The sequence below is a fragment of the Marinobacterium arenosum genome (genome assembly GCF_019795155.1).
Classification (GTDB): Bacteria; Pseudomonadota; Gammaproteobacteria; order Pseudomonadales; family Balneatricaceae; genus Marinobacterium_C; species Marinobacterium_C arenosum.
On the sequence record NZ_JAILYN010000044.1, the window covers coordinates 13,903 to 36,121 of the forward strand.

At 59.3% G+C, this 22,219-nt stretch carries 7 protein-coding genes and 1 riboswitch; of the genes, 3 read left to right on the forward strand and 4 right to left on the reverse strand.

Features of this window, described 5'->3' with window-relative positions:
• Window positions 1-142 precede the first annotated feature (142 nt).
• The gene (locus K6T12_RS21790; RefSeq protein ID WP_222224048.1) at window positions 143-961 is read right to left on the reverse strand and encodes a general secretion pathway protein GspB; all 819 of its coding nucleotides are present in this window, start codon (window positions 959-961) and stop codon (window positions 143-145) included.
• A gap of 3 nt (window positions 962-964) precedes the next feature.
• Window positions 965-2,734 carry an ExeA family protein gene (locus K6T12_RS16890; protein ID WP_222224049.1) on the reverse strand — a complete coding sequence of 590 codons (1,770 nt, stop codon included), beginning with the start codon at window positions 2,732-2,734 and terminating at the stop codon, window positions 965-967.
• Between the two features lie 279 nt (window positions 2,735-3,013).
• Here K6T12_RS16890 and K6T12_RS16895 point away from each other — a divergent pair, with 279 nt between their 5' ends.
• Both K6T12_RS16895 and K6T12_RS16900 read left to right on the forward strand, forming a co-directional pair.
• Entirely contained in the window at window positions 3,014-4,408 is a 1,395-nt protein-coding gene (locus tag K6T12_RS16895; RefSeq protein ID WP_255611834.1) for a sigma-54 dependent transcriptional regulator, read from the forward strand.
• A 767-nt stretch (window positions 4,409-5,175) separates the two neighbouring features.
• A riboswitch (cyclic di-GMP riboswitch) is annotated at window positions 5,176-5,252 on the forward strand.
• Window positions 5,253-5,321: 69 nt separating this feature from the next.
• The gene (locus tag K6T12_RS16900; RefSeq protein ID WP_222224050.1) at window positions 5,322-7,946 is read left to right on the forward strand and encodes an Ig-like domain-containing protein; all 2,625 of its coding nucleotides are present in this window, start codon (window positions 5,322-5,324) and stop codon (window positions 7,944-7,946) included.
• A 105-nt stretch (window positions 7,947-8,051) separates the two neighbouring features.
• Here K6T12_RS16900 and K6T12_RS16905 read toward each other — a convergent pair whose 3' ends face one another.
• On the reverse strand, window positions 8,052-12,914 hold the full coding sequence (locus tag K6T12_RS16905) for a prealbumin-like fold domain-containing protein (RefSeq protein ID WP_222224051.1): 4,863 nt from the start codon (window positions 12,912-12,914) through the stop codon (window positions 8,052-8,054).
• Between the two features lie 608 nt (window positions 12,915-13,522).
• A complete protein-coding gene (locus tag K6T12_RS16910; protein WP_222224052.1) occupies window positions 13,523-17,524 on the reverse strand; it encodes a DUF7467 domain-containing protein in 4,002 nt (1,333 codons plus the stop codon).
• A gap of 1,543 nt (window positions 17,525-19,067) precedes the next feature.
• On the opposite strand from K6T12_RS16910, the gene K6T12_RS16915 reads away from it, so the two are divergent.
• Entirely contained in the window at window positions 19,068-21,659 is a 2,592-nt protein-coding gene (locus tag K6T12_RS16915; protein ID WP_222224053.1) for a hypothetical protein, read from the forward strand.
• Window positions 21,660-22,219 lie beyond the last annotated feature (560 nt).

Here is a 22,219-nt window from a genome sequence, read left to right on the forward strand (position 1 = left end):
ACGCCCCCGGCAATGGGAAAGCCGCCACGGTCCTGTCTGAACAAACCGCCTGAGATACCTATTTCGGATGGAGGTCGCGCTGGAAAGAAAACAGGCTATTGCAGATATAATTGCAATTATATCAAGTAGATATGACGGAATGTCAACGTAATATATTACGCCAGAATTTGGTGCCCTGGTTGTTAAGTACAACCCCGTCCGGGGTGATCTCCACCAGCCGCAAGCCCGGCTTCAACTGCATCCCCTCGCGATAGGTAGTGCCTTCCATCCGCACCATGCGATTGGCGGGGTCCTTGTCATAGACATGGACGGTGAAGGTAACGGCGGGGATTTTACGCTGCTCCGCCGGGCTCAGCTGGCGCATATTGGGAAGCCCCCGATAACGGTCGTTAGTTACTGCCGCGCGGGTGGTCGGGTCTGCCTGTGGCAGTGCTGCAGGTTTGGCTGTATCGGCCTGCGTTGCCGACGTTGCCGACGCGGCGGTAGCCGTACTGGCAAGCTGCTGGCTTGCAGGCGCGGTTTTGCGAACCACAGGCGTCGTTTTCGCTGTTGGCCCGGGCAACGGAGCCTCTCGATCCACCTCGCCGAGTTGAATCTTGACCCCTTTCATCTTTTCTATATCGGACGGCACGCTGAGCAGCCAGCTATCGTTGCGCAGTGGCGGGTCCGCTACCTTTACCGGCAGCGGTTGCTGCTGACGCGGTTTATTATCGGTATCAACCATCGGTGCCTTGGCTGGAGTCACCGCTGCGACTGGTGCAAATGGTGACGTTCCCGTCCTAACCACCAGCCAGAGTATCGCGCCGATAGCCGCCAGCAGCGCGATCACCGGCCAGTAGCGTAGCCAGTTTCGGCTATTATCCGGCTGGTGCAGCTCCGTATGTTGGCTATCGAGGGTCGGGATGTCGCCCCGATGGCGTTCCCGTTCCGACCGTTTCAGAGCATCAAGGATAAAGGACACGAGCTACCCCCTTGGCATCCCATCGAGCCTCGGCACCGTATTATCGGTCTGGCTGTTCAACAGAATAGCGGTGCGAGGCCCGAACACCCCGTCGATCATCAGGTTATTGCTGGATTGGAATCGCTTGACCTGACGCACCAGTGCATTGTCATAGGTACGCCGGCGCCAGGAACGTGGGTCGCGCCCCTGAAGTACGGCCAGCTGACGATCCAGCCAGATCACCATATCGTCAGTGGTGCCGGGTTGCAGCGGAGCACGGTAGCCCGGCGGCGGCTTCCACAGCAGCAGGTATTGGTTGACCTGCCAGAGTTTCAGCTCCTCCAGTCGGACTTCACGCAGTTCGTTGGCGACGCTGACCTTGGCCACCTCGCCGTCGATCTCCAACAGTGTGGCGTAGAACTCCTGTCCCTGGGCGTTGAACAGCTTCATTACCGCCGGCCGGTTCAGCTTGATGAACTCATCGAAGGTGGTGTTCTGTGCCAGACAGCCGAGCCCGTGCTGGCGGGCAAAGGTGCACAATACCGGCTGGCTGACCGGGTCATACTGCAGCCCCCAGCGGTTGAACAACGACTGAAACGCCATCACCTGGGTCAAGCTGAGATCGGTCCCCTGCTCCCACTGCCAGGTGGCGGGGTTGGAGAAGCGGCCGGAAAGGTCTTCATCGACCACCGACTGATCAAGCTGTTCGCCTTGTGGCGCTGTTTGTGTTATTTGCGTTGTTTGCGGTGGGATTACCGCTGTCGTGGCGTTGGCCACACCGGGACTGCCTGCAGGCTCCCCTGTTGGTTCTGCCGCTTCGGGCGCTGTAACGATTGTGTTACCACTGGCGTTGTCATCCGGTAAGGCCGCAGGTTGCGGACCGATCAGCTCACGAAATTGCGGCGTGAACAGCCAACCGATGGCCACCAGCAACAGGCACAATAGTAAAACCGGCCGATAATCCCGCGGTTTGGCAGTACCGCCTGGCTGCCCCATCACCTCTTCGGCAGCCTTTTTCAGGGTCTTCAGATCGACGCAGGTGTCCCGCTTTACATAGGCTCCCAGCAGTGCCCGGTCGCACAGTACGTTAACCAGGCGAGGCACGCCGCCACTCAACTTGTACAACTTTTCGCGGGTGGCTGCGGTAAACAGCTCGCCCTCCATGCCGGCCACGGACAAGCGGTGCTGAATATAGGCGTGCAACTCCTCCTTGCTGAGCGCATCGAGGTGGAATCGAGCGGTAATGCGCTGGTTCAGCTGGCGCAGTTCCGGTCGGGAAAGCTTGTCCAACAGCTCCGGCTGACCGATCAGAATGATCTGCAGCAATTTGTGCGAGTCGGTCTCCAGGTTGGTCAACAGGCGTATCTGTTCCAGCACATCGACCGACAAATTCTGTGCCTCGTCGATGATCAACACGGTTTTCTCGCCCCTTGTATGCGCGGCGAGCAGATAACGGTTCAACGCATCGATGTAGCCCTTGATACTGTCCTTTTCGCCCACCGCCCGGATATCCAGCTCATCGCAGATCGCTTCCAGCAACTCCTGCACGCTGTATTTCGGGTTCAGGATGAAGGCGACATTAGTGTGCTCCGGCAGTTGATCCAGCAGACAGCGACAGACCGTGGTCTTGCCGGTACCCACCTCGCCGGTCAGCAGGATAAAGCCGCCATTGCTGTCTATCCCATACAGCAAGTGGGCCAGCGCCTCACGGTGCTGGTCGCTAAGATAGAGGTAACGCGGATCGGGCGCGATCGCAAACGGCGGTTCCGATAATCCGAAGTAGTTGCTGTACATAACGCACCCCCTGTTGGGCGTGCTGTAAATATAGTTGGCGGCTTTACGCTTTGCCTCTCAAATGAAACAGTCCGCCCAACGACAGCTTAAGCACCAACCTGTTAACAAAAACGTTCCAATTCAGGCCACCTGTTAACTAATGGATACAGAGACGTGCAATGAACGCATGCAATCCCGCGAGTAGTTGCACGATTTTCAACAAAACCCGTCATGTCATGAACTAGGCTTATTCACAAGATGAACTGAGCTGTAATACATCATTAACACGGGCATTTCGTTATGAATACTCCTGCTGAGTTCCATAGCGAGGGAATGCAAGCACGCCGGGCATTATTTCTAGACCTCTCCGACGACGGCGAAGATACCGACGTCAATCTGAAGTTCCCCGATTGGGAGATAGAGCGGGTCACCTCCTGCCCCCTGGCCTGTGCACGTATGAACAACTACCACTACCATGTCGGGCTGGCACGGGTGGTTAATCCTTCCAGCAATCAACTGAACGAACTGGACAGCCTGTTTTACGAGGGTGACGAAGGCACCGCCTGGATTGCGCTGACCAAATCTGAGGATCTATCCGACCAGTCGTTCCGCCGCATGATCTACGAACACTTTTACGACTACTTCACGCTGCCTCTAATGAGCGATGCCTCATCCTACCTGAAGGCGGCGCTGGGCCATGCCTACGGCATTTCGATGCTGCGCGACGAAACGCAGGGCATGCCGTTGATGGTGGAGGAGAACCAGATGGTCGGCGCCAGTCAGCCGATCACCCGGGTGTTCCAGCAGGTCCGCAAAATTGCCGGTGTCGATGCACCGGTGCTGATCCGCGGCGATACCGGTACGGGTAAGGAGATGGTGGCGCGGGCGATACACCAGCGCTCCGAACGTCGTGAGTATCCGTTCGTGGCAGTCAACTGCGGCGCCCTGCCCGACACGCTGATCCATGCCGAGCTGTTCGGCCATGAGAAAGGCGCCTTCACCGGCGCGTTCAAACGCAAGATCGGCCGCATCGAAGCCGCCCAGCATGGCACCATCTTCCTGGATGAGATCGGTGACCTGCCACTCGACCTGCAGGTGTACCTGCTGCGCTTTCTCGAGGAGAGCACCATCGAACGGCTGGGCAGTAACGAGAGCCTGGAGATCGACGCCCGGGTGATCGCCGCCACCCACGTTAACCTCGAACAGGCGGTGGAACGGGGCCGCTTCCGTGAAGACCTCTACTACCGGCTCAACGTACTGTCGGTGGATATGCCGCCATTGGCGCAGCGTGATCAGGATATCGAACTGCTGGCGCGCTACTTCTTCCACAAGTTCGCCCGCGAGTACGGCACCCGCACCAAGGGCTTTACCAACCAGGCGTTGCAGTCGATGGCGCAATACAACTGGCCCGGCAATATCCGCGAGATGATTAACCGGATCAGGCGGGCCCTGGTGATGAGCGAGAACCGGTTGATTACCCCCCACGACCTGGGCCTGGGCGAAGCGGTCACCAATGGCAAGGTGATGACACTGGACGAAGCGCGCTCCAAAGCCGAGGAACTGGCGGTGAAATGCTCGTTGCACCATACCCGGCACAACATATCGAACGCTGCCAAACTGCTGGGCGTCTCCCGGGTGACGCTGTACCGACTGATTGAGAAATATGCCATTCGCGAATCCAGCGAACGCCATTGAACAGGCTGAAATTGTTAATCAGCGTTAACAAACCAGAACAAACACATGGCGTGGCCATAGCCACTAACCTATGAATTACAAAAGGTTATGGAAATGGTCTGATGTTTGCTTCTGCACTATCATAGAGTGTAGAGGCAACGCCAATGGGCCCGTTCAATCATCCTCCATATAACGGGCCGGCCAGTGAAGACGATGACGCAGGAGGTCGGACGCTTCCCGCTACGCCGGCTCAAGCCAACACCCCAGCGCCTGCTGGTGACCATGTGATGGTCCGCAGCCGCCACGGACGTCGTACGCTCTATTACAGCCTGATTCATCGCACCGCCTTTCCTCGAATCGTACTCTGGGACGAGGCGGGCTATTCCGAAGTAGAAGTGCTGCCCACCCCGTCCGATGCTCAGCACTGAGTCCCCGCCCCCTGCTGTAATTCCCGACATCTTCGAATTGGCGTCTGCCTGACACTGTCGCTGAAAAGCAACAGTATTCAAACGGCCGTTTATTCCAAATCTGTATAAATGTTGAACAATCCCTATGTTATAGTTCCGCCGGCTTAACAGAGATATACATCTTTTAGCCGGGTGTTTCGCCCGGTTGATACCGGAATGACTGTCGCTTGAGAAGCGGACAGGGAACGTATCCGGTAACAGTGAAGTTGGCGGAAGGCAGCCCCTTCCCTAATGCAAGTACGCATCCAGCCAACAGTCATGCCGAATGAATTCCTGCTGCGGGAAAACAGTACCGCAGTGAAGAAACATCGAAAGATCCTCTCCCGATAAAGGCAAAGCCCGAGTAATTGGGCGGCGCAAAGTCACGGGTCCACATTGTGGATAGCCGGACCGCCGAAGGAGAGTAAATCCTCAGGAGAGTCTGTCGTTGAGGATCTTTCGCTTATACACGACAAGCGGAGATCCAAATGCAGCGGACATCCATCGCCCGACTGACGGTCGCACTCGGCCTGAGTTCTGCCCTGGCCTTTTCTACCAACACCCTGGCAGAAGCTATCGCGCACAGCCACGGCCACGCCCATGGTCACGAAGTCGCCGCCGCGACCCCGGCCGCCCTGCGCAAGGCGGCCGGCGATGCCACCCTGGAGCTGATCGCCAGCAAAAAACAGTGGACTAAAGCCCGTGGCGCAGAAAAGTCCCGCGCCCTGGAAAACCTGCTGGCCAAAGCTGAAGCCCGCCAGCAGTACCTGGCTCAGTTGCTGGAAAGCGACCCGGCCGAAGTACTGCGCGTAGCGATTCCCGAAGACAAGCAGGTGGGCATGCCGGCCGAAGTGCTGGAAAAACTGGAGCAGCGCTTCGCCACCGAAGGCGCGCTGGAAGTCGTCTATGAAGATTACGAAGATGGCAGCCATAAGCTGCGCCATTACCTGAAAACCAATGTCGGCGAGCGCCTCGAGCTGCATTTCGCCGGCAAACCGGCCGAGTACCGTAGTGGTACTCAGGTCAGTGTTGACGGCCAACTGCTGACCGGCACTGAAACCAACGAAGCCGATGGCGACCTGGTACTGAATGCGGATGAGTCCGGCATCCAGACCCTGGCGCTGGACGGCAGCGGCAATGGCGGCGAGCCGGGCCCGGTCTCCAACACCTTCGGCGAACAGCGCACCCTGGTGATGCTGGTCAACTTCCAGGACAACAGCGCGCAGCCGTGGAGCCAGTCGCAGATCAGCAGCCTGGTCAACGGCAAGGTCAACGACTTCATGCGCGAGAACTCCTATGGCCAGACTTGGCTGAACGCCGATGTCACCGGCTGGATGACCATCGCTGCCTCCCAGTCGGGCTGCCCGACCGGCACCTATAGCTCGCTGGCCAACGAAAAGGCGCAGAAAGCCGGTTACAACCTGGCCAACTATGACCGCCTGGTTTACGTGTGGCCGAAAAACTCCTCCTGCGGCTTCTCCGGTCTCGGCACTGTTGGCGGCGCGCCCTCCAAGGCCTGGATCAACGGGCAGTACCTGTGGAATATCTTTGCCCATGAACTGGGCCACAACTTCGGTCTGGGCCACTCCCACGACATGAACTGCGGCAGCAGCACCCTGGGTTCAAGCTGCTCGGTTACCGAGTATGGCGATTTCCCGGACACCATGGGTGCCGGCTTTAACGGCCATTTCAACGCCTTCCAGAAGGACCGTCTGGGCTGGCTGGGCTACGGTAGCTCGCCGCAGCTGATCACCGTGACCTCCAGCGGCAACTACACCCTGTCGCCGTACGAGGACCAGAACGGCAATGCCAAGGCGCTGAAAATTCTCAAGGGAACCGATGCCGCTACCGGCCAGAAGACCTGGTACTACCTGGAATACCGCCAGCCGAAAGGTTTCGACAGCGGACTGAGCGGCTACGGCAGCCAGATCAACTACCTGAACGGCGTAACCGTGCACAGCGGCAACAAGTCCAACGCCAACAGCAGCTACCTGCTGGATATGACCCCGGGCAGCAGCTCCGGGATGTATGATGCCGCGCTCGAGGAAGGACGCAGCTACAGCGACAGCACGGCCGGTGTCAGCTTCAGCACAAGCTGGCTGGACAGCAACAGCGCCCGTATCGACGTGACAGTCAACGGCAGTGGCGGTAGCGGTGGCAGCAGCTGCGTGCCGGCCAACCCGTCGATCAGCCTGAGCCCGAGTACCCAGTGGGCCGCGGCCGGCAGCCAGGTCAGCTACAGCGTGACGCTGACCAACCGCGACAGCAGCGCCTGCAGCAGCCGCAGCTTCTCGCTGAGCAGCAGCAAGCCGTCCGGCTGGTCGACCTACTTCAGCAAGAGCAGCGCCAGCCTGGCCCCGGGTGCCAGCCTGACCACCAACCTACAGGTGACTTCCGCCAGCAGCGCGAGCGACGGTTTCTATAACCTCAACGTGACCGGTGTCAGCGGCAGCAACAGCGCAACAGGCACGGTGACCTACGTCGTCGATAACCCGACCGCCAACAATGCACCGGTGGCCTACAGCGACAGCGCCAGCACCAGCCAGAACACGGCGGTGACCATCAATGTACTGGCCAACGACAGCGATCCGGACGGCGATAGCCTGACCGTTAGCAATGTCAGCGGTGTCTATGGCAGCGCCAAGATCAACAGCAACGGCACCATCACCTTCACGCCGGCCAACGGCTTCAGCGGCACCGAGGTGTTCAGCTACAGCGTCAGCGACGGTAAAGGCGGCAGCGCCAGCGCCAATGTCACCGTCAACGTGACCGGCAGCACCAGCGGCAACAGCGCGCCGGTGGCGGTTAACGACAGTGTGAGCCTGAGCAGCGAGACAGCGGTCACCATTCCGGTGCTGAGCAATGACTACGACCCGGACGGTGATGCGCTGAAAGTCACCAGCGTCACTCAGGGCGCGAAAGGTAGCGTACGGATCAACAGCAACGGCACCGTCACCTACACGCCGGCGCGCAGCTTCAAGGACAGCGACAGCTTCAGCTACACCATCTTCGATGGCGCCAAGTACGACACCGCGACGGTTTATATCGGCCTGCAGGGCGGCAGTAGCGGCGGTAACGGCAACGGCAACAAAGGCAACGGCCGTAACAAGTAACGCTTGAATGACAGCCGAAGTCTGAAAACGTGAAAAGGCGAGGGTCTCCCCTCGCCTTTTCTTTTCTACTCCCGTAGGTTCAGTTCAATCGATATCACCTGATGCTCAGTTGAGCGGGCATTCGCCGGTGTTGTTGGCATCGTCCAGCTTCTTAGCGAGCATCAGCATCTGTTCACGACTCATGGTCGCCAGTGCGTCGTTCACCAGACCGATCACGCCGCTGACGGAGAACTGCACCGAGGACGCCTCGTTCAGCAGTGCCGCAACGGCCGCCCGCATCAGGATGCGGGCCGCGCCATCAACGCCTGTACCGCCGTTATAATTGAGCGCATCCAGCAGCGTATCTTCCATGCCGTCGCCGTTCAGGTCGGTCATACCCTGCATGTTGAAGACAGAGCTCAACAGCTGATCAGGGCTGTACGGTGTTTCCATCCAGGAGTCATGATGCTGCGGTACTTTCCAATAGCCCGGGGTACAGCCTTCGTCACCCGGCAGGAAGGTATTGGTGATCGTACACACCCTGACCTCCGCCAGTGCCAATGTCACCGTACCATCCGGGGCGCAATCGCCACCGATCAGGGTCTCATAGCTGGCCAGGCTGGTGCCTGTACCCGCAGTCTCACTGACCACATGCATATCGCCGGCGGTTACCTCAACCATACCGGTGGTGCCGTTATGGCCAACATCGGTCGCGTAGGCAACGCCATCGATCAACAGGTTGAACAGGCCACTGTCGGTTTCCGGAACCAGCAGCTTGATCACCTCGAGGGTCGGAGCGATATCGTCGTTGATGATGGTACAGGTCGCACTATCCCCCAATCCCAGGCTGATGGTGTCACCATCCAACTGGCTGCCACCGACACAGCTCCAGTCGCTGGCGCTGTAGCCGGCCGGACCGGACTCGGACAGGTCATAGCTGCCGGCATTGAAACCGGCATCACTGCTGACACCGCTAGTACCGGAGAAGCCGGTCGGGCCATTGGCGAACAGGGTCCAGTCGGTCACCAGTGCCATACCGCCGTCGTCGTTGATCACCTGCTTGATCAGCGTCAGGCTCGGCGGATTGTCGTCATTGACGATGGTACAGGTCGCGCTTTCACCCAGTCCCAGGCTGATGGTGTCACCATCCTGCTGGCTGCCGCCGACACAGCTCCAGTCGCTGGCGCTGTAGTTGGCCGGGCCGGACTCGGACAGGTCATAGCTGCCGGCACTGAAACCGGCATCGCTGCTGACACCGCTGGTGCCGGAGAAGCCGGTCGGGCCATTGGCGAACAGGGTCCAGTCGGTTACGACAGCAGTACCGCCATTGTCATTGATCACCTGCTTGATCAGCGTCAGGCTTGGCGGGTTGTCGTCGTTGACGATGGTACAGGTGGCGCTCTCACCGAGACCAACGCTGATGGTGTCACCATCCAGCTGGCTGCCACCGACACAGCTCCAGTCACTGGCGCTGTAACCGGACGGGCCGGACTCGGACAGGTCATAGCTGCCGGCAACAAAGTCGGCACCACCGCTGACGCCACTGGTGCCGGAGAAGCCGGACGGACCGCTGGCGGTCAGGGTCCAATCGGTTACGACAGCAGTACCGCCGTTGTCATTGATCACCTCTTTAATGAGGGTCAGGCTTGGCGGATTGTCGTCGTTGACGATGGTACAGGTGGCGCTCTCACCCAGTCCCAGGTTGATGGTGTCACCATCCTGCTGGCTGCCGCCGACACAGCTCCAATCGCTGGCGCTGTAGTTGGCCGGGCCGGACTCGGACAGGTCATAACTACCGGCACTGAAACCGGCATCGCTGCTGACGCCGCTGGTGCCGGAGAAGCCGGTCGGGCCATTGGCGAACAGCGTCCAGTCGGTGACCAGCGCGGTACCGCCATTGTCATTGATCACCTGCTTGATCAGCGTCAGGCTCGGCGGAACATCGTCGTTGACGATGGTACAGGTGGCGCTCTCACCGAGGCCGACGCTGATGGTATCGCCGTCCTGCTGAGTGCCGCCGACACAGCTCCAACTGCTGGCGCTGTAACCGGACGGGCCGGACTCGGACAGGTCATAGCTGCCGGCGACAAAGTCGGCGCCACCGCTGACGCCACTGGTGCCGGAGAAGCCGGACGGACCGCTGGCGGTCAGGGTCCAGTCGGTCACTACCGCAGTACCACCGTTGTTATTGATCACCTGTTTAATCAGGGTCAGGCTCGGCGGGTTGTCGTCGTTGACGATGGTACAGGTCGCGCTCTCACCCAGGCCGACGCTGATGGTATCGCCGTCCTGCTGAGTGCCGCCGACGCAGCTCCAGTCACTGGCGCTGTAACCGGACGGGCCGGACTCGGACAGGTCATAGCTGCCGACATTGAAACCAGCCCCGCCGCTGACGCCGCTGGTGCCGGAGAACCCAGTCGGGCCGCTGGCGGTCAGGGTCCAGTCGGTTACCAGTGCGGTGCCGCCGTTGTCGTTGATCACCTGCTTGATCAGCGTCAGACTCGGTTCGTCGTCGTCGTTGCTGATGGTACAGGTGACCGCCTGGCCGAAGTCCAGAGTGACCGGATGGCTGACCGGCAGCAGGCTATTGTCATCGACACAGCTGAGCCCGGTCTGGCTGTAGCCGGCGACCAGGGTTTCGCTGACACTGTAACTCACGCCCGCTTCTACCGCCGGCATATCGCCGTTCTTGAACACCTCGGTGCCGTTGTAGACCCCACCGCTGACATGCAGATCGAAATCGCCAACCTGAGCAGTGCCACCGTTATCGTTGGTGACAATCTTGGCCAGGGTCAGCTTCGGCGCAATGGTGTTGATGAAGCGGCAGACAACGATCTCATCTTCATCGACGTTGATGGTCGCCAGTGCACCGCTGACGCTGCTGTCCGCATCGAGCGAACCGTCCGGGTTACGGCAGGATACGCTGTCGAACGACGTACCCGCCGGCAGGCCGATTTCTTCGACGCTGTACTGGGTCGGCGCACCAAAGGTGGTCGGTACCGAGATCGCTTCGGTCATGGCGAAGCCATCGACCGCCGGATCGCGTACCGCACCGTGCGGCGAGGTACTGGTGTCACCACCGATCACCGGTGTCAGCCCCGGTACCAGCAGGCCGCTGCCGGTGAAGGTGAATTCAACGCCGTCACCACCGCGCAGCTCCTTCTCGATGATGATGGTGGCCGGACCCGGCAGCGCGACCGGACAGGTCACCATGGCCGGCGTGCCGTCATTGGCGCTGATCTGGTTCGGGAAGTCCTGCGGGCTGTACACCGCATCCGCGACATTGGTCACACCACCGCCGGTGAAGTCGTCGGAGGTCGGACTGTACGGCAGGGTAAAGCTGATCGACTCGCCTTCACTCAGTTCCATCAGCGCCTGCTGAGTACCTGCCGGCAGCAGGTGCAGGATGCTGTCGTCCATCGCATCGCTCAGCAGCGGGTCGGTCAGGCTGACCAGCTCCATCAACGGCGTGTCGGATGAACTGGTGTTGGTCAGGGTGAAGCGGAAATCGAGCGTTTCGGCCACTTTCCAGGCGCGGTCGTCGGTACCTGTGCCTATGCCCACCGGACACTCCTTGGTCAGGCTAAAGCTGGGCTGGAACAGCTCCAAGGTATGGTCGTCCGCAGCGGAGAGATCATCGCCATTGGCGTCGGCCTGGGAGTTGTACAGCGCGGTCACCAGATTCACCAGCGGGTCCGATGCATCGGACGGTACCGTGCGGGTGAACTGGAACGAGCAGGAGGTGTCCGGCTGCAGAACTTCGCAGTCAACGCCACTCTCGCCGGTCAGATCGCCGAAGATATCGTCGCTGATGCTTACCCGATAGGCGGGAATGAAGCCGGTATTTTCGATGGTGACAGTATAGGTAACCTCGTCACCGATCTTGGACAGTTCCGGCCCCTCTTTGGTGACCTTGATGCCGCACAGCGGGAAGCCGCCCAATGCCAGGTCTTTCAGCTGGGCACGCACGCTCTGCGAGGTACGGGTGTTCATCAGGAAGGTGTTGAAGCAACCCACCTGGCCCGGGAACAGCGCGGTGAAGTTGAAGCCCGCTTCGAAGAAGCTGGTAGCCGGGAAATCGTCGTTCTGGATACCATCGGTACCGGCCGGGCTGGCCGGACCATTAGCTGGCGGAAACTTGGACATGAAGCCCCAGGTATCCGGCGACTCGGTCGGTACCCGGTTCATGCTGCCGCAGGCATCGTCATCCATTAGCGAGCTGTCGCAGACCGCCATGGTCTCGTCCAGTACCTTACAGAGGGTATCCCGCGGCGGTTCCAGTGTTCCGCCGATGGCGGCACAGGCGGCCGCATCACTGCCGACCCACTGGAACACCTGCATATTGATCTCTCGGCCACCGTTGGTGGTTTCCGAGACCACGAATACGTCGCCGACGGTGTGCAGCTCTTCCGGCTGGTTGCTCAGGCAGTTGCCTTCGTCGTCAATAACACCAAAGGACCCGTCCGGACAGGCGCCGATATTTTTCTTGAACAGCCAGGCGCCGATCGACGCATCGCCGTTGGGCGCGAACAGAGTACCGAACATGTAGATCAGCAGGTCGCCATTCAAGTAGGCAGCCGCACCGATCGGCAGCAGGTCATCCTTGTCCGGCGTCGAGCCGAATGTCCACTGCCACTCGCTGACATCCAGGTCATCCTTGGAGCCGCCGCCGGTAAAGATATCGTCCATATTGCCGGTACTGTCGGGGTCGGCGATAAACAGACTTTCGAAAGCGCCGCCGCCCGGATTATCCGGGTCTACATTAGGCCCGGATACCAGGCCACAGCTGGCTTCCGGGCCGGGACAGTTGGTGGTCGCCCAGTCTGCACTGGACTCAACAAAAGCGTCCGCCCCTTCGGTACTGTTATCCAACTCGAAGATGCCGAGGTCATGCACCGCATGCGCGGTGAACATCACCACCAGGCCCGTCGCGAAGATACAGCCCATCAGGAAGGACGTGATTTTGAAAATCGATGAGAACCGAGGCATGTCTCACCTCCATTGGCTACCGCCCGAAGTCCCATCGGGCGGTGGCCTTGATTAGCTTCCCGGCGTCGTGCAGTCTGAAGCGGTAATCGGCTGGACTGCTTCGATAGTAATCCTGTAACGCCAGATGACTGATCGTAAAAGTCTCCTTACAGCTCGAGACCCCGTCCCGCCCCAACAGGAATAAAGAACACTTTGTCGCTTGGGCTTGCGTAATTCGTCGTGCGTGTATTCGTTGTGTTGACGACACCCATGGCGACTGCCTGACCCTGCGGATAAGGGAAAAGGAAGCTGAGGCTTCCTCGCGCCATTAACATGCAACAAGCGTACCCTTGATATAACCTATTGTTTTTATAGACATTACTTGAGCCGAACATCGTTTGGCTGGAGATTTTTACAGGCAGCTGTAACATTTTCTGAACGTTATACCGTTGACTGTTGACCAGTTAACACAGCAAAAAATCGGCTAAGTGGTTGAATTTAAATACGGATTTTTGGAGCAGATACACTGTTACAGCGTTGCAACAATCGTTACCGGACGCTATTAACCCAATGGCGCCCAATAAAAAGGGGCCGGGATAACCCGGCCCCTTGTTCTCCCCTGCTAACGGTTAATGGGTCGCAGACTCGACAGTGATACCGCCGTACTCGTCACCAGCTGTGAGCGGCTGTGAACAGGAGGTATGGAACTGCACAGTCTGGATCGGTGATACCAACGCCGGATTGTCATAGATGAAGAATCTATGGCGCGGCGAGATACGCTTGCCAGCTGTACCTTCGATGGTGAAGGAACCGCCATCGACGACTTCGAAGTAACCGACCGCCGGGCTGATGTTGTTGCCCCGGTGATCGATGACGACGATGAAGGCCGGATCAGGTAAGCCAGCAAATGCCGGATCGTCCGGATCGATGATCACCTCGTTGCCCTCCTGAGGTTCACCGACAAACAGGCTGTCGTTATCGGTTTCATACCCCAGTGTCAGGGTGCGCGGCTTGGTGACCAATCCAGTGGCCGGATCAACGCAGAGATCACGCTGGATATCGTCGTTGACGATGGTACAGGTGATGCTCTCTCCTTCGTCGAGCGTCACGGTGCCGCCAAGGACATCCGGGCATTTCGCGGAATCGCCGGAGGCCGCGCCGATCGAGATGAACTCGTAGTCGAACAGCCCCGCCTCATCCAGTGCGATGGCCACATTGGCGTTTACATCGAGGGTCTGACCGGAGTTGACCGGCGTACCACCAATGGTCAGGCCAAAGTCATCCGGCCCGGCTGTACCGCCATCATCGTTGATCACCTGTTTGATCAGCGTGATATTCGGCGGGATATCGTCGTTGACGATGGTACAGGTGGCACTTTCACCCAGTCCCAGGGTGATGGTATCGCTATCATCCTGGCTGCCGCCGACGCAGCTCCAGCTGGAGGCGCTGTAGCCGCTCGGGCCGCTTTCCGACAGGTCGTAGGTGCCCTGGTCGAAGCTGGCATCGCCGCTGACCCCGCTGGTGCCGCTGAAGCCGGTCGGGCCGCTGGCGAACAGGGTCCAGTCGGCTACCAGTGCGGTGCCGCCGTTATCATTAATCACCTGCTTGATCAGCGTCAGGCTCGGCGGGTCGTCGTCGTTGACGATGGTACAGGTGGCACTTTCACCCAGTCCCAAGGTGATGGTATCGCCATCATCCTGGCTGCCGCCGACACAACTCCAGCTGGAGGCGCTGTAGCCGCTCGGGCCGGTTTCCGACAGGTCGTAGGTGCCCTGGTCGAAGCTGGCATCGCTGCTGACCCCGCTGGTGCCGCTGAAGCCGGTCGGGCCGCTGGCGAACAGGGTCCAGTCGGCTACCAGTGCGGTACCGCCGTTGTCATTGATCACCTGCTTGATCAGCGTCAGGCTCGGCGGATCGTCGTCGTTGACGATGGTACAGGTGGCGCTTTCACCCAGGCCAACGGTGATGGTATCGCCATCATCCTGGCTGCCGCCGACGCAGCTCCAGCTGGAGGCGCTGTAGCCGCTCGGGCCGGTTTCCGACAGGTCGTAGGTGCCCTGGTCGAAGCCGGCATCGCTGCTGACCCCGCTGGTGCCACTGAAGCCGGTCGGGCCAGTGGCGATCAGGGTCCAGTCGTTAACCACCGCGGTGCCGCCGTTATCATTAATCACCTGCTTGATCAGCGTCAGGCTCGGCGGATCGTCGTCGTTGACGATGGTACAGGTGGCACTTTCACCCAGTCCCAGGGTGATGGTGTCGCCGTCATCCTGGCTGCCGCCGACGCAGCTCCAGCTGGAGGCGCTGTAGCCGCTCGGGCCGGTTTCCGACAGGTCGTAGGTGCCCTGGTCGAAGTTGGCATCGCTGCTGACCCCGCTGGTGCCGCTGAAGCCGGTCGGGCCGCTGGCGGTCAGGGTCCAGTCGGTCACCACGGCGGTACCGCCGTTGTCGTTGGTCACCGATTTCACCAAGGTCAGCTTCGGTGCCACGATATTGATAAAGCGGCAGATCACGATCTCATCTTCATCGACGTTGATCGTTGCGGTCGCGCCCGAGCCGCTGCTGTCACTGTCCAGCGAACCGTCAGGGTTGCGGCAGGACAGGCTTTCGAACGAGGTGCCCGGCGGCAGGCCGGTTTCCTCAACGCTGTACTGCGTCGCTGTACCAAAGGTCGTCGGTACCGAGATCGCATCGCTGACCGCAAAGCCGTCAACCGCCGGATCGCGCACCGCGCCATGCGGTGAACCGGTGGTATCGCCACCGATCACCGGCGTCAGCCCCGGAACCAGCAGACCGGTACCGGTATAGGTGAACTGTACGCCGCCACCGCCACGCAGTTCCTTCTCGATGATGATGGTGGCCGGGCCCGGCAATGCCACCGGGCAGAAGACCGATGCCGGCGTACCGTCATTCGGCGCTACCTGATTCGGGAAACCGTCCGGGTTGTACACCGCATCGGCGGTGTTGGTCACGCCGCCACCGGCGAAGTCATCCGACGTCGGGGTATAGGACAGCACGAAGGTGATGGTCTCATCCTGCGACAGCTGGGCGAGTTCCGCCTGTTTGCCGGCCGGCAGTAGATGGAGAATACTGTCGTCCGCCATATCGCTGAGCAGCGGATCGGTCAGGCTGACCAGGTCCATCACCGGTGTGTCAGCCGAGCTGGTGTTGGTCAGGGTAAAGCGGAAGTCGAGCGGTTCGCCCACCTTCCAGGCCCGATCGTCCAGACCGGTACCGATCCCCACCGGACACTCTTTCACCAGGCTGTAGCTGGGCTGGAACAGGTTCAACTCATGGCTATCGCTCTCCACCAGTTCATCGCCCGCCAGGTCGGACTGCGAGTTGTACGTGGCGGTCACTTCATTGATCAGCGGGTCCGGCGCATCGGCCGGTACCGCGCGCGTGAAGTCAAACGAGCAGGTTTCACCCGGGTCCAGCACCGCGCAATCGGCACCGCTCTCGCCGGTCAGATCACCGAATACATCATCAACGATGGAATCCAGGTAAGCGGGGATTGCGCCGGTGTTTTCAACCGTAACGGTGTAGGTGACATCGTCGCCGATCTTGGACAGATCCGGCCCCGTTTTGGTCACCTCGATACCGCACAGCGGGAAGTTGCCCAACGCCAAGTCCTTCAACTGCGCCCGCACGCTCTGCGAGGTCCGGGTGTTCATCAGGAAGCTGTTGAAGCAGCCGATCTCGCCGGGAAACAGCGCGGTAAAGTCGAAACCCGCTTCGAACAGGCTGGTTTCGGGGAAGTCGTCGTTCTGAATGCCGTCGGTACCGGCCGGACTGGCCGGACCGTTAGCCGGCGGGAACTTGGACATGAAGCCCCAGGTATCGGGCGATTCGGTCGGTACGGTGTTCATCGACCCGCAGGCCACGTCCATCGGCGTTACGCCGCAGACCGCCACCGACTCATCGAAGACCTTGCAGAGATTGTCTCTCGGCGGCTCCAGGGTACCGCTGGTACAGGCGGCGGCGTTGCTGCCGACCCATTTGAACACCTGCATATTGATTTCGCGGCCACCGTTGGTGGTTTCGGACACCACGAAGATGTCGCCTTCGGTATGCAGCTCGGCCGGCTGGCTGGCGAGACAGAGCCCGGTGTCCGGGTCCACCACGCCGAAGCTGCCGTCGGCACAGAGGCCGATATTCTTCTTGAACAGCCAGGCGCCGATGGCGGCGTCGCCGTTGGGTGCAAACAGCGTCCCGTACAGGTAGATCAGCAGCTCGCCGCTTTCCAAGTAGGCGGCGGCACCGACCGGCAACAGGTCGTTTTTGTCGGGCGCCGAACCGTCGGTCCACTGCCAGTTGCTGACATCCAGGTCGTCCTTGGAACCACCACCGGTGAAGATGTCATCCATATTGCCGGTGCCGTCCGGGTCGTCTACGAACAGGCTCTTGAAGGCCATGCCGCCCGGTGCGTCCGGATCAACGAAGGGCCCGGAAACCAGGCCACAACTCGCTTCTCCGGTGCCTGCGCAGACCACCGGATCGGTGGTCGCCCAGTCATCCCCCACTACCGCTTCGTCAATGGCGTTGGCGCCATTGACGCTGTTGTCCAGCTCGAAGACACCGAGGTCATGCACCGCATGCGCGGTGTAGACAACCAGCAGCCCCGTCGCGAACATACAGCCCAGCAGGAAGGACGTGATTTTGAATAATGATGAGAGCCTAGGCATAACTCACCTCCCAGGGTTACCACGCGCTATCCCAAGGGGCGGCAACCTTAATTAGAATCCGGCGTTACGTTGCCTGCATCCAAGTGCAGCGGATACCACGTCGCTAACAACCACCTGAAGCCCTGTAACGCCTCAATTGGAAGCTCTCCGTCCGGCTTGAGACCCACCCTGCCCCGACAGGCGTGCCGGCATGACCTCGCTGACGCGGAGATCCCGTTCTGACCCTCTGATTGAGGGGCTTGATAGCCAATGCCTGGCCTTTGGATTAGGGAAGTTGGAAGACGGACCTTCCATGTGCTTGAGTTAGCAATAACTATGCCTTCAACCTATCTGGCTGAAATACAAGGATAAAAACTCGGACACATTGGTCGATATTAGTGGAGGTGCAAAAATTGACTTACGAATCGACGCCGCCGGTTAACGTTTATTCTGCAGTGACACTCTAACCTATTGATAACCGGCGGCTTTACTGTCGTACTAACACGCTGGACGACCAAATACTGTACAGCACGCGGCACATATCCCCCATGCCGGAACTGGAAGCTTCCGAAATCGCCGAGGAACCGAATCGGGTTGTTAGAAACAGTTACTCGAACCGGGCCCGGCGGGACAAAACTGTAACTAAAAACTTACAAGTTGCTAGTAAGCGCCCTGCTTCTAAAAGCGTAACTTTATAAATATCAATACATTATGGGATTGGCCTGAAACCTGCTTAATCCCGTGGGAAAGCCTCGGCTTTCGAGACCCCACCCGGAATGCAGTCTGCATTCCCATGCGGCACATCAAGGTCCCATTGGTGTGCCGCATTTTTTCATGCTTAACCCTGTGGCTCGGGCGCTGCTGCAATCCCTGTTAAGGTTTCGGAAACGCCATGACCGATCGGTCTGGCTGGTGCCCATTTACCGCATGCGGTGAAAGATCAAAATGGTTACAGCTGTTCAATAAGATTTATAAAACACAAGAAACTGCTACAGATAATTTACAACTAATTTCCACCCTCCTAAATTTTTCGGTGTAATACCAGTCACCGCCCCTATTTAATCACTTCCATGATTCTCTAAAGCCGTATATATCAAAATAGCTTATCTTAAAATATCAGTATATTAGGAGCTTATCCTGAAGACTGTACAGAAAGACTAACAGTTTTCAATCCACTTTTCGGCATGCCACATTAAACCCTCCAAATAAACAATGCGTTACATGCAAGGCATGATTTTTGCTTTTGAAAGCTGTGAGAAAGATACGTCTTTCGGGTTTCTTCAGCGGGAGATTGCTGGGCTCAATAGCCATTGATCGAGTACCTTGCGCCCCTGATTCCCGCAGTAAGGAGGAACCTCTCTCATAACGGTTGTTAATGGGAGAGGTTACATTAATCAGCTTTGCGTGGCCGGGTGGGAATATAATCCTTTGCTTCCTCTGGTAAATCCGGCACGGCCGCAAGGCCAAGTCCACGGTACCCGGTTAGGCAAGTCGGTTATCGAGGAGGTGGGAGATGCGAACGTTTTCACCCATATTCAGACTGACCACGTTGCTGGCCAGCCTGGTGCTGTTAGCTGGCTTATTGGTCGTCTCCGTGGTCAAAGCCGTCGATGACACCAATATGTTCGAGATAGGGGCAGATGAATCGGCGGCAGGCGCCCCGGCCAATATTCTGCAAGAGACCGCACTGCCGGACTGGAATGCGCTCTTTGACGCCGATGGCAACCCGAAGGATGTGCTGGCACCGATCGGTACGCCGGATTACATCACCTTCGGTTTCACCGAGGTCGCCTTTATCCAGGATTACCTTGGCGTCGGCAACTTGGTGGAATTGACCGCCTTTGCCGGCAGCAACAAGAACAACGACCTGCCCGAAACCTGGAACTGGGATAGCGCCGGCGGTATACCGCCGAAATCCGACCTGGCGAACATCTACTTCGCCGCCAAGATCAATCCGGCCGACGGCCACCTGATCATCTATATCGGCACCGAGCGCCTGGCCAATAACGGCGTGGTACATATCGATAACGAGTTCAACGCCATCGCCCATGGCGTGGACAAGGTCGAGCCCTGCGACGACGACATGGTACTGCCCGGCCCGGCCGGCGTTACCGATGCGACAATGGACGACCCGCCCTGCGAGTTCAGCGGTAGCCGTTCGATCGGCGACTTCCACGTCACCATGGACTTCCTGAACGGTGGCGGCATAGGCGCGGTCGAGATCCGCGAGTGGGACGGTAGCGAATACGTCAAGATCGAGGATTCCAACAGTGTCGGCTGCAACGCCGCCGATACCATCTGCGCCTTCAACAACGACGAGCCGATTGCCAGTGGTGACTGGGACAGTTTCGACCGCCACGGCAATATGGTCGATAGCATCGATACCAACCTGTTCACCGAGATGGTGGTGGATGTCACCGCGGTACTGGGCAGAACCCCCTGTATCGGCAGCGTGATCTCCAAAACCCGCAGCTCGCCGGGCTCCGAAGACACCTTCAACGCCGAGCTGAAGGACTTCGGCTTGGCCGCCTTCCCGCTGTGCAGTATCGAGATCGTCAAAGATGGCGATACCCTGTCGAAAGTGACCGATACCGCCAACTACGACTACACCATCAGCAATACCGGCGTTGCGCCGGTCCATCTGCAGAGCGTTATCGACCTGTTCGATAAAGATGGCGACGGTATGTTCGACGATGAAACCGAGATGGATCTGACCGCAGCCGCCAGCGCAGCCGGTTGCGATACCCTGCAGCCGCAGGGAATGGCCGGCGACAGCTGTATGTTCAGCGCGCCCTATGTGGTCCAGGCCGGCGATGCCGATCCGCTCAACAACCTGGTGACCGCCACCTATAACGATCTGCCGAACGGCAGCGGCGTCAGTCTGACCGACAGCGACGACCACAGTCTGAACCTGTTCCAGCCGAGCTTCACGCTGGTTAAGGAGTGCCCGGTAGGTATCGGTGACGGCATTAACGAGCGTGCCTGGAAAGTAGGCGAGCCGCTCGATTTCCGCTTCACCCTGACCAATACCAGCTCTGCCGACACCCCGCTGATGGACCTGGTCAGCCTGACCGATCCGCTGCTTAGCGATATGGCGAACGACAGCATTCTCCATCTGCTGCCGCAGGCGACCCAGGATGCGCTGGCGATGCTGGCGAAAGACGAGTCGATCAGCTTCACCCTGTCGTATACACCGGAGTTCGGTGATCTGGGCAACGGGGTAACCAACAGCGCCGATGCGGTTTACAGCCCGCAAGGCTTCCCGAACCAGATCGGCCCGACCGCACCGGCGACCGTGACCTGCCCGGTGGCTCTGCCGGGTCCGGCTACCATCATTATCGAGAAAGAGTTGCGTGGCAGTGGTGGCCTCACCTTCGACTACACCGGCGGTGGCTTGCTGGTGCCGAGCCTGACACCGGTGATCGGTGGCGATACCACCGGTTCGCCGCACGGTCCGGTGCAGACGCCGGCGACCGACGGCTTCGCCAAGACCGAGCCGATCTCCGTGGCCACCACCTTCGGCATGCCGACGGTTTACACCGTGGACGAAACCGGTCTGCCGCCTGACACCCTGTTCCTCAGTGTGTCTTGCCGCAACCCGGACGGCTCGCTGGATGCCGACACCACCATTGCCGGCACCCTGGCGACCATTCGTGTCGACGAGGACGAGATTGTCGTCTGCCGCTACGTCAATGAGATCATCCCGGGTGATGAAGGCTGTACGCCGGGCTTCTGGAAAAACAGCACCGGTAGCTGGCAGGTCTACAGCCCGAACCAGACAGTGGTATCGGTATTCAACATTCCGAACAATTACAAGAATGGTAAGGATGCGATCTCCGACAGCGACACCTTGCTGGATGCGCTGGGCTATGACGGTGGTGAAACCATCCGTGGCGCGGCGAAAATCCTGCTGCGTGCCGCAGTGGCGTCCATCCTGAACGCCGCTCACAGCGGGGTCGACTATCCGCGCACCGCAACGGCGGTGATCAATGCGGTGAACGCCGCACTGGCCACCGGCGATCGGGACACCATCCTGATGCTGGCCGGCGAGCTGGATAGCGACAACAACCTTGGTTGCCCGCTGCCAAACGATAATTCGTTCTAACAGAGGGTATTACCAGCTAGACGGAGGGGTTATCCCCTCCGTCTTTTTATTGCTTCTTCGCGCTTTAGCGGGAGTCATCTACCTCAGGTAAAAATTCCCGCGTGGGCACAACGTGCCCACCCTACAAGACTGCGGATTGAGTCGTAACAGCCCGCTCCGAGGGCGACCGCTTTGGGTGCCAATAGAACCATCTCCTGTCGCGGTCAGTACCCAAAGGGCATGCCGAGCCCGCTGCTACAAGGCCGAGCGCCGTAGCAGCCCGCTCCGAGGGCGACCGCTTCTGGTGCCAATAGAACCATCTCTTGTCGCGGTCAGTACCCAAAGGGCATGCCAAGCCCGCTGCTACAGGGCTGAGCTCCGTAACAGCCCGCTCCGAGGGCGACCGCTTTGGGTGCCAATAGAACCATCTCCTGTCGCGGTCAGTACCCAAAGGGCATGCCGAGCCCGCTGCTACAGGGCTGAGCGCCGTAGCAGCCCGCTCCGAGGGCGACCGCTTTGGGTGCCGATAGAACTATCTCTTGTCGCGGTCAGTACCCAAAGGGCATGCCAAGCCCGCTGCT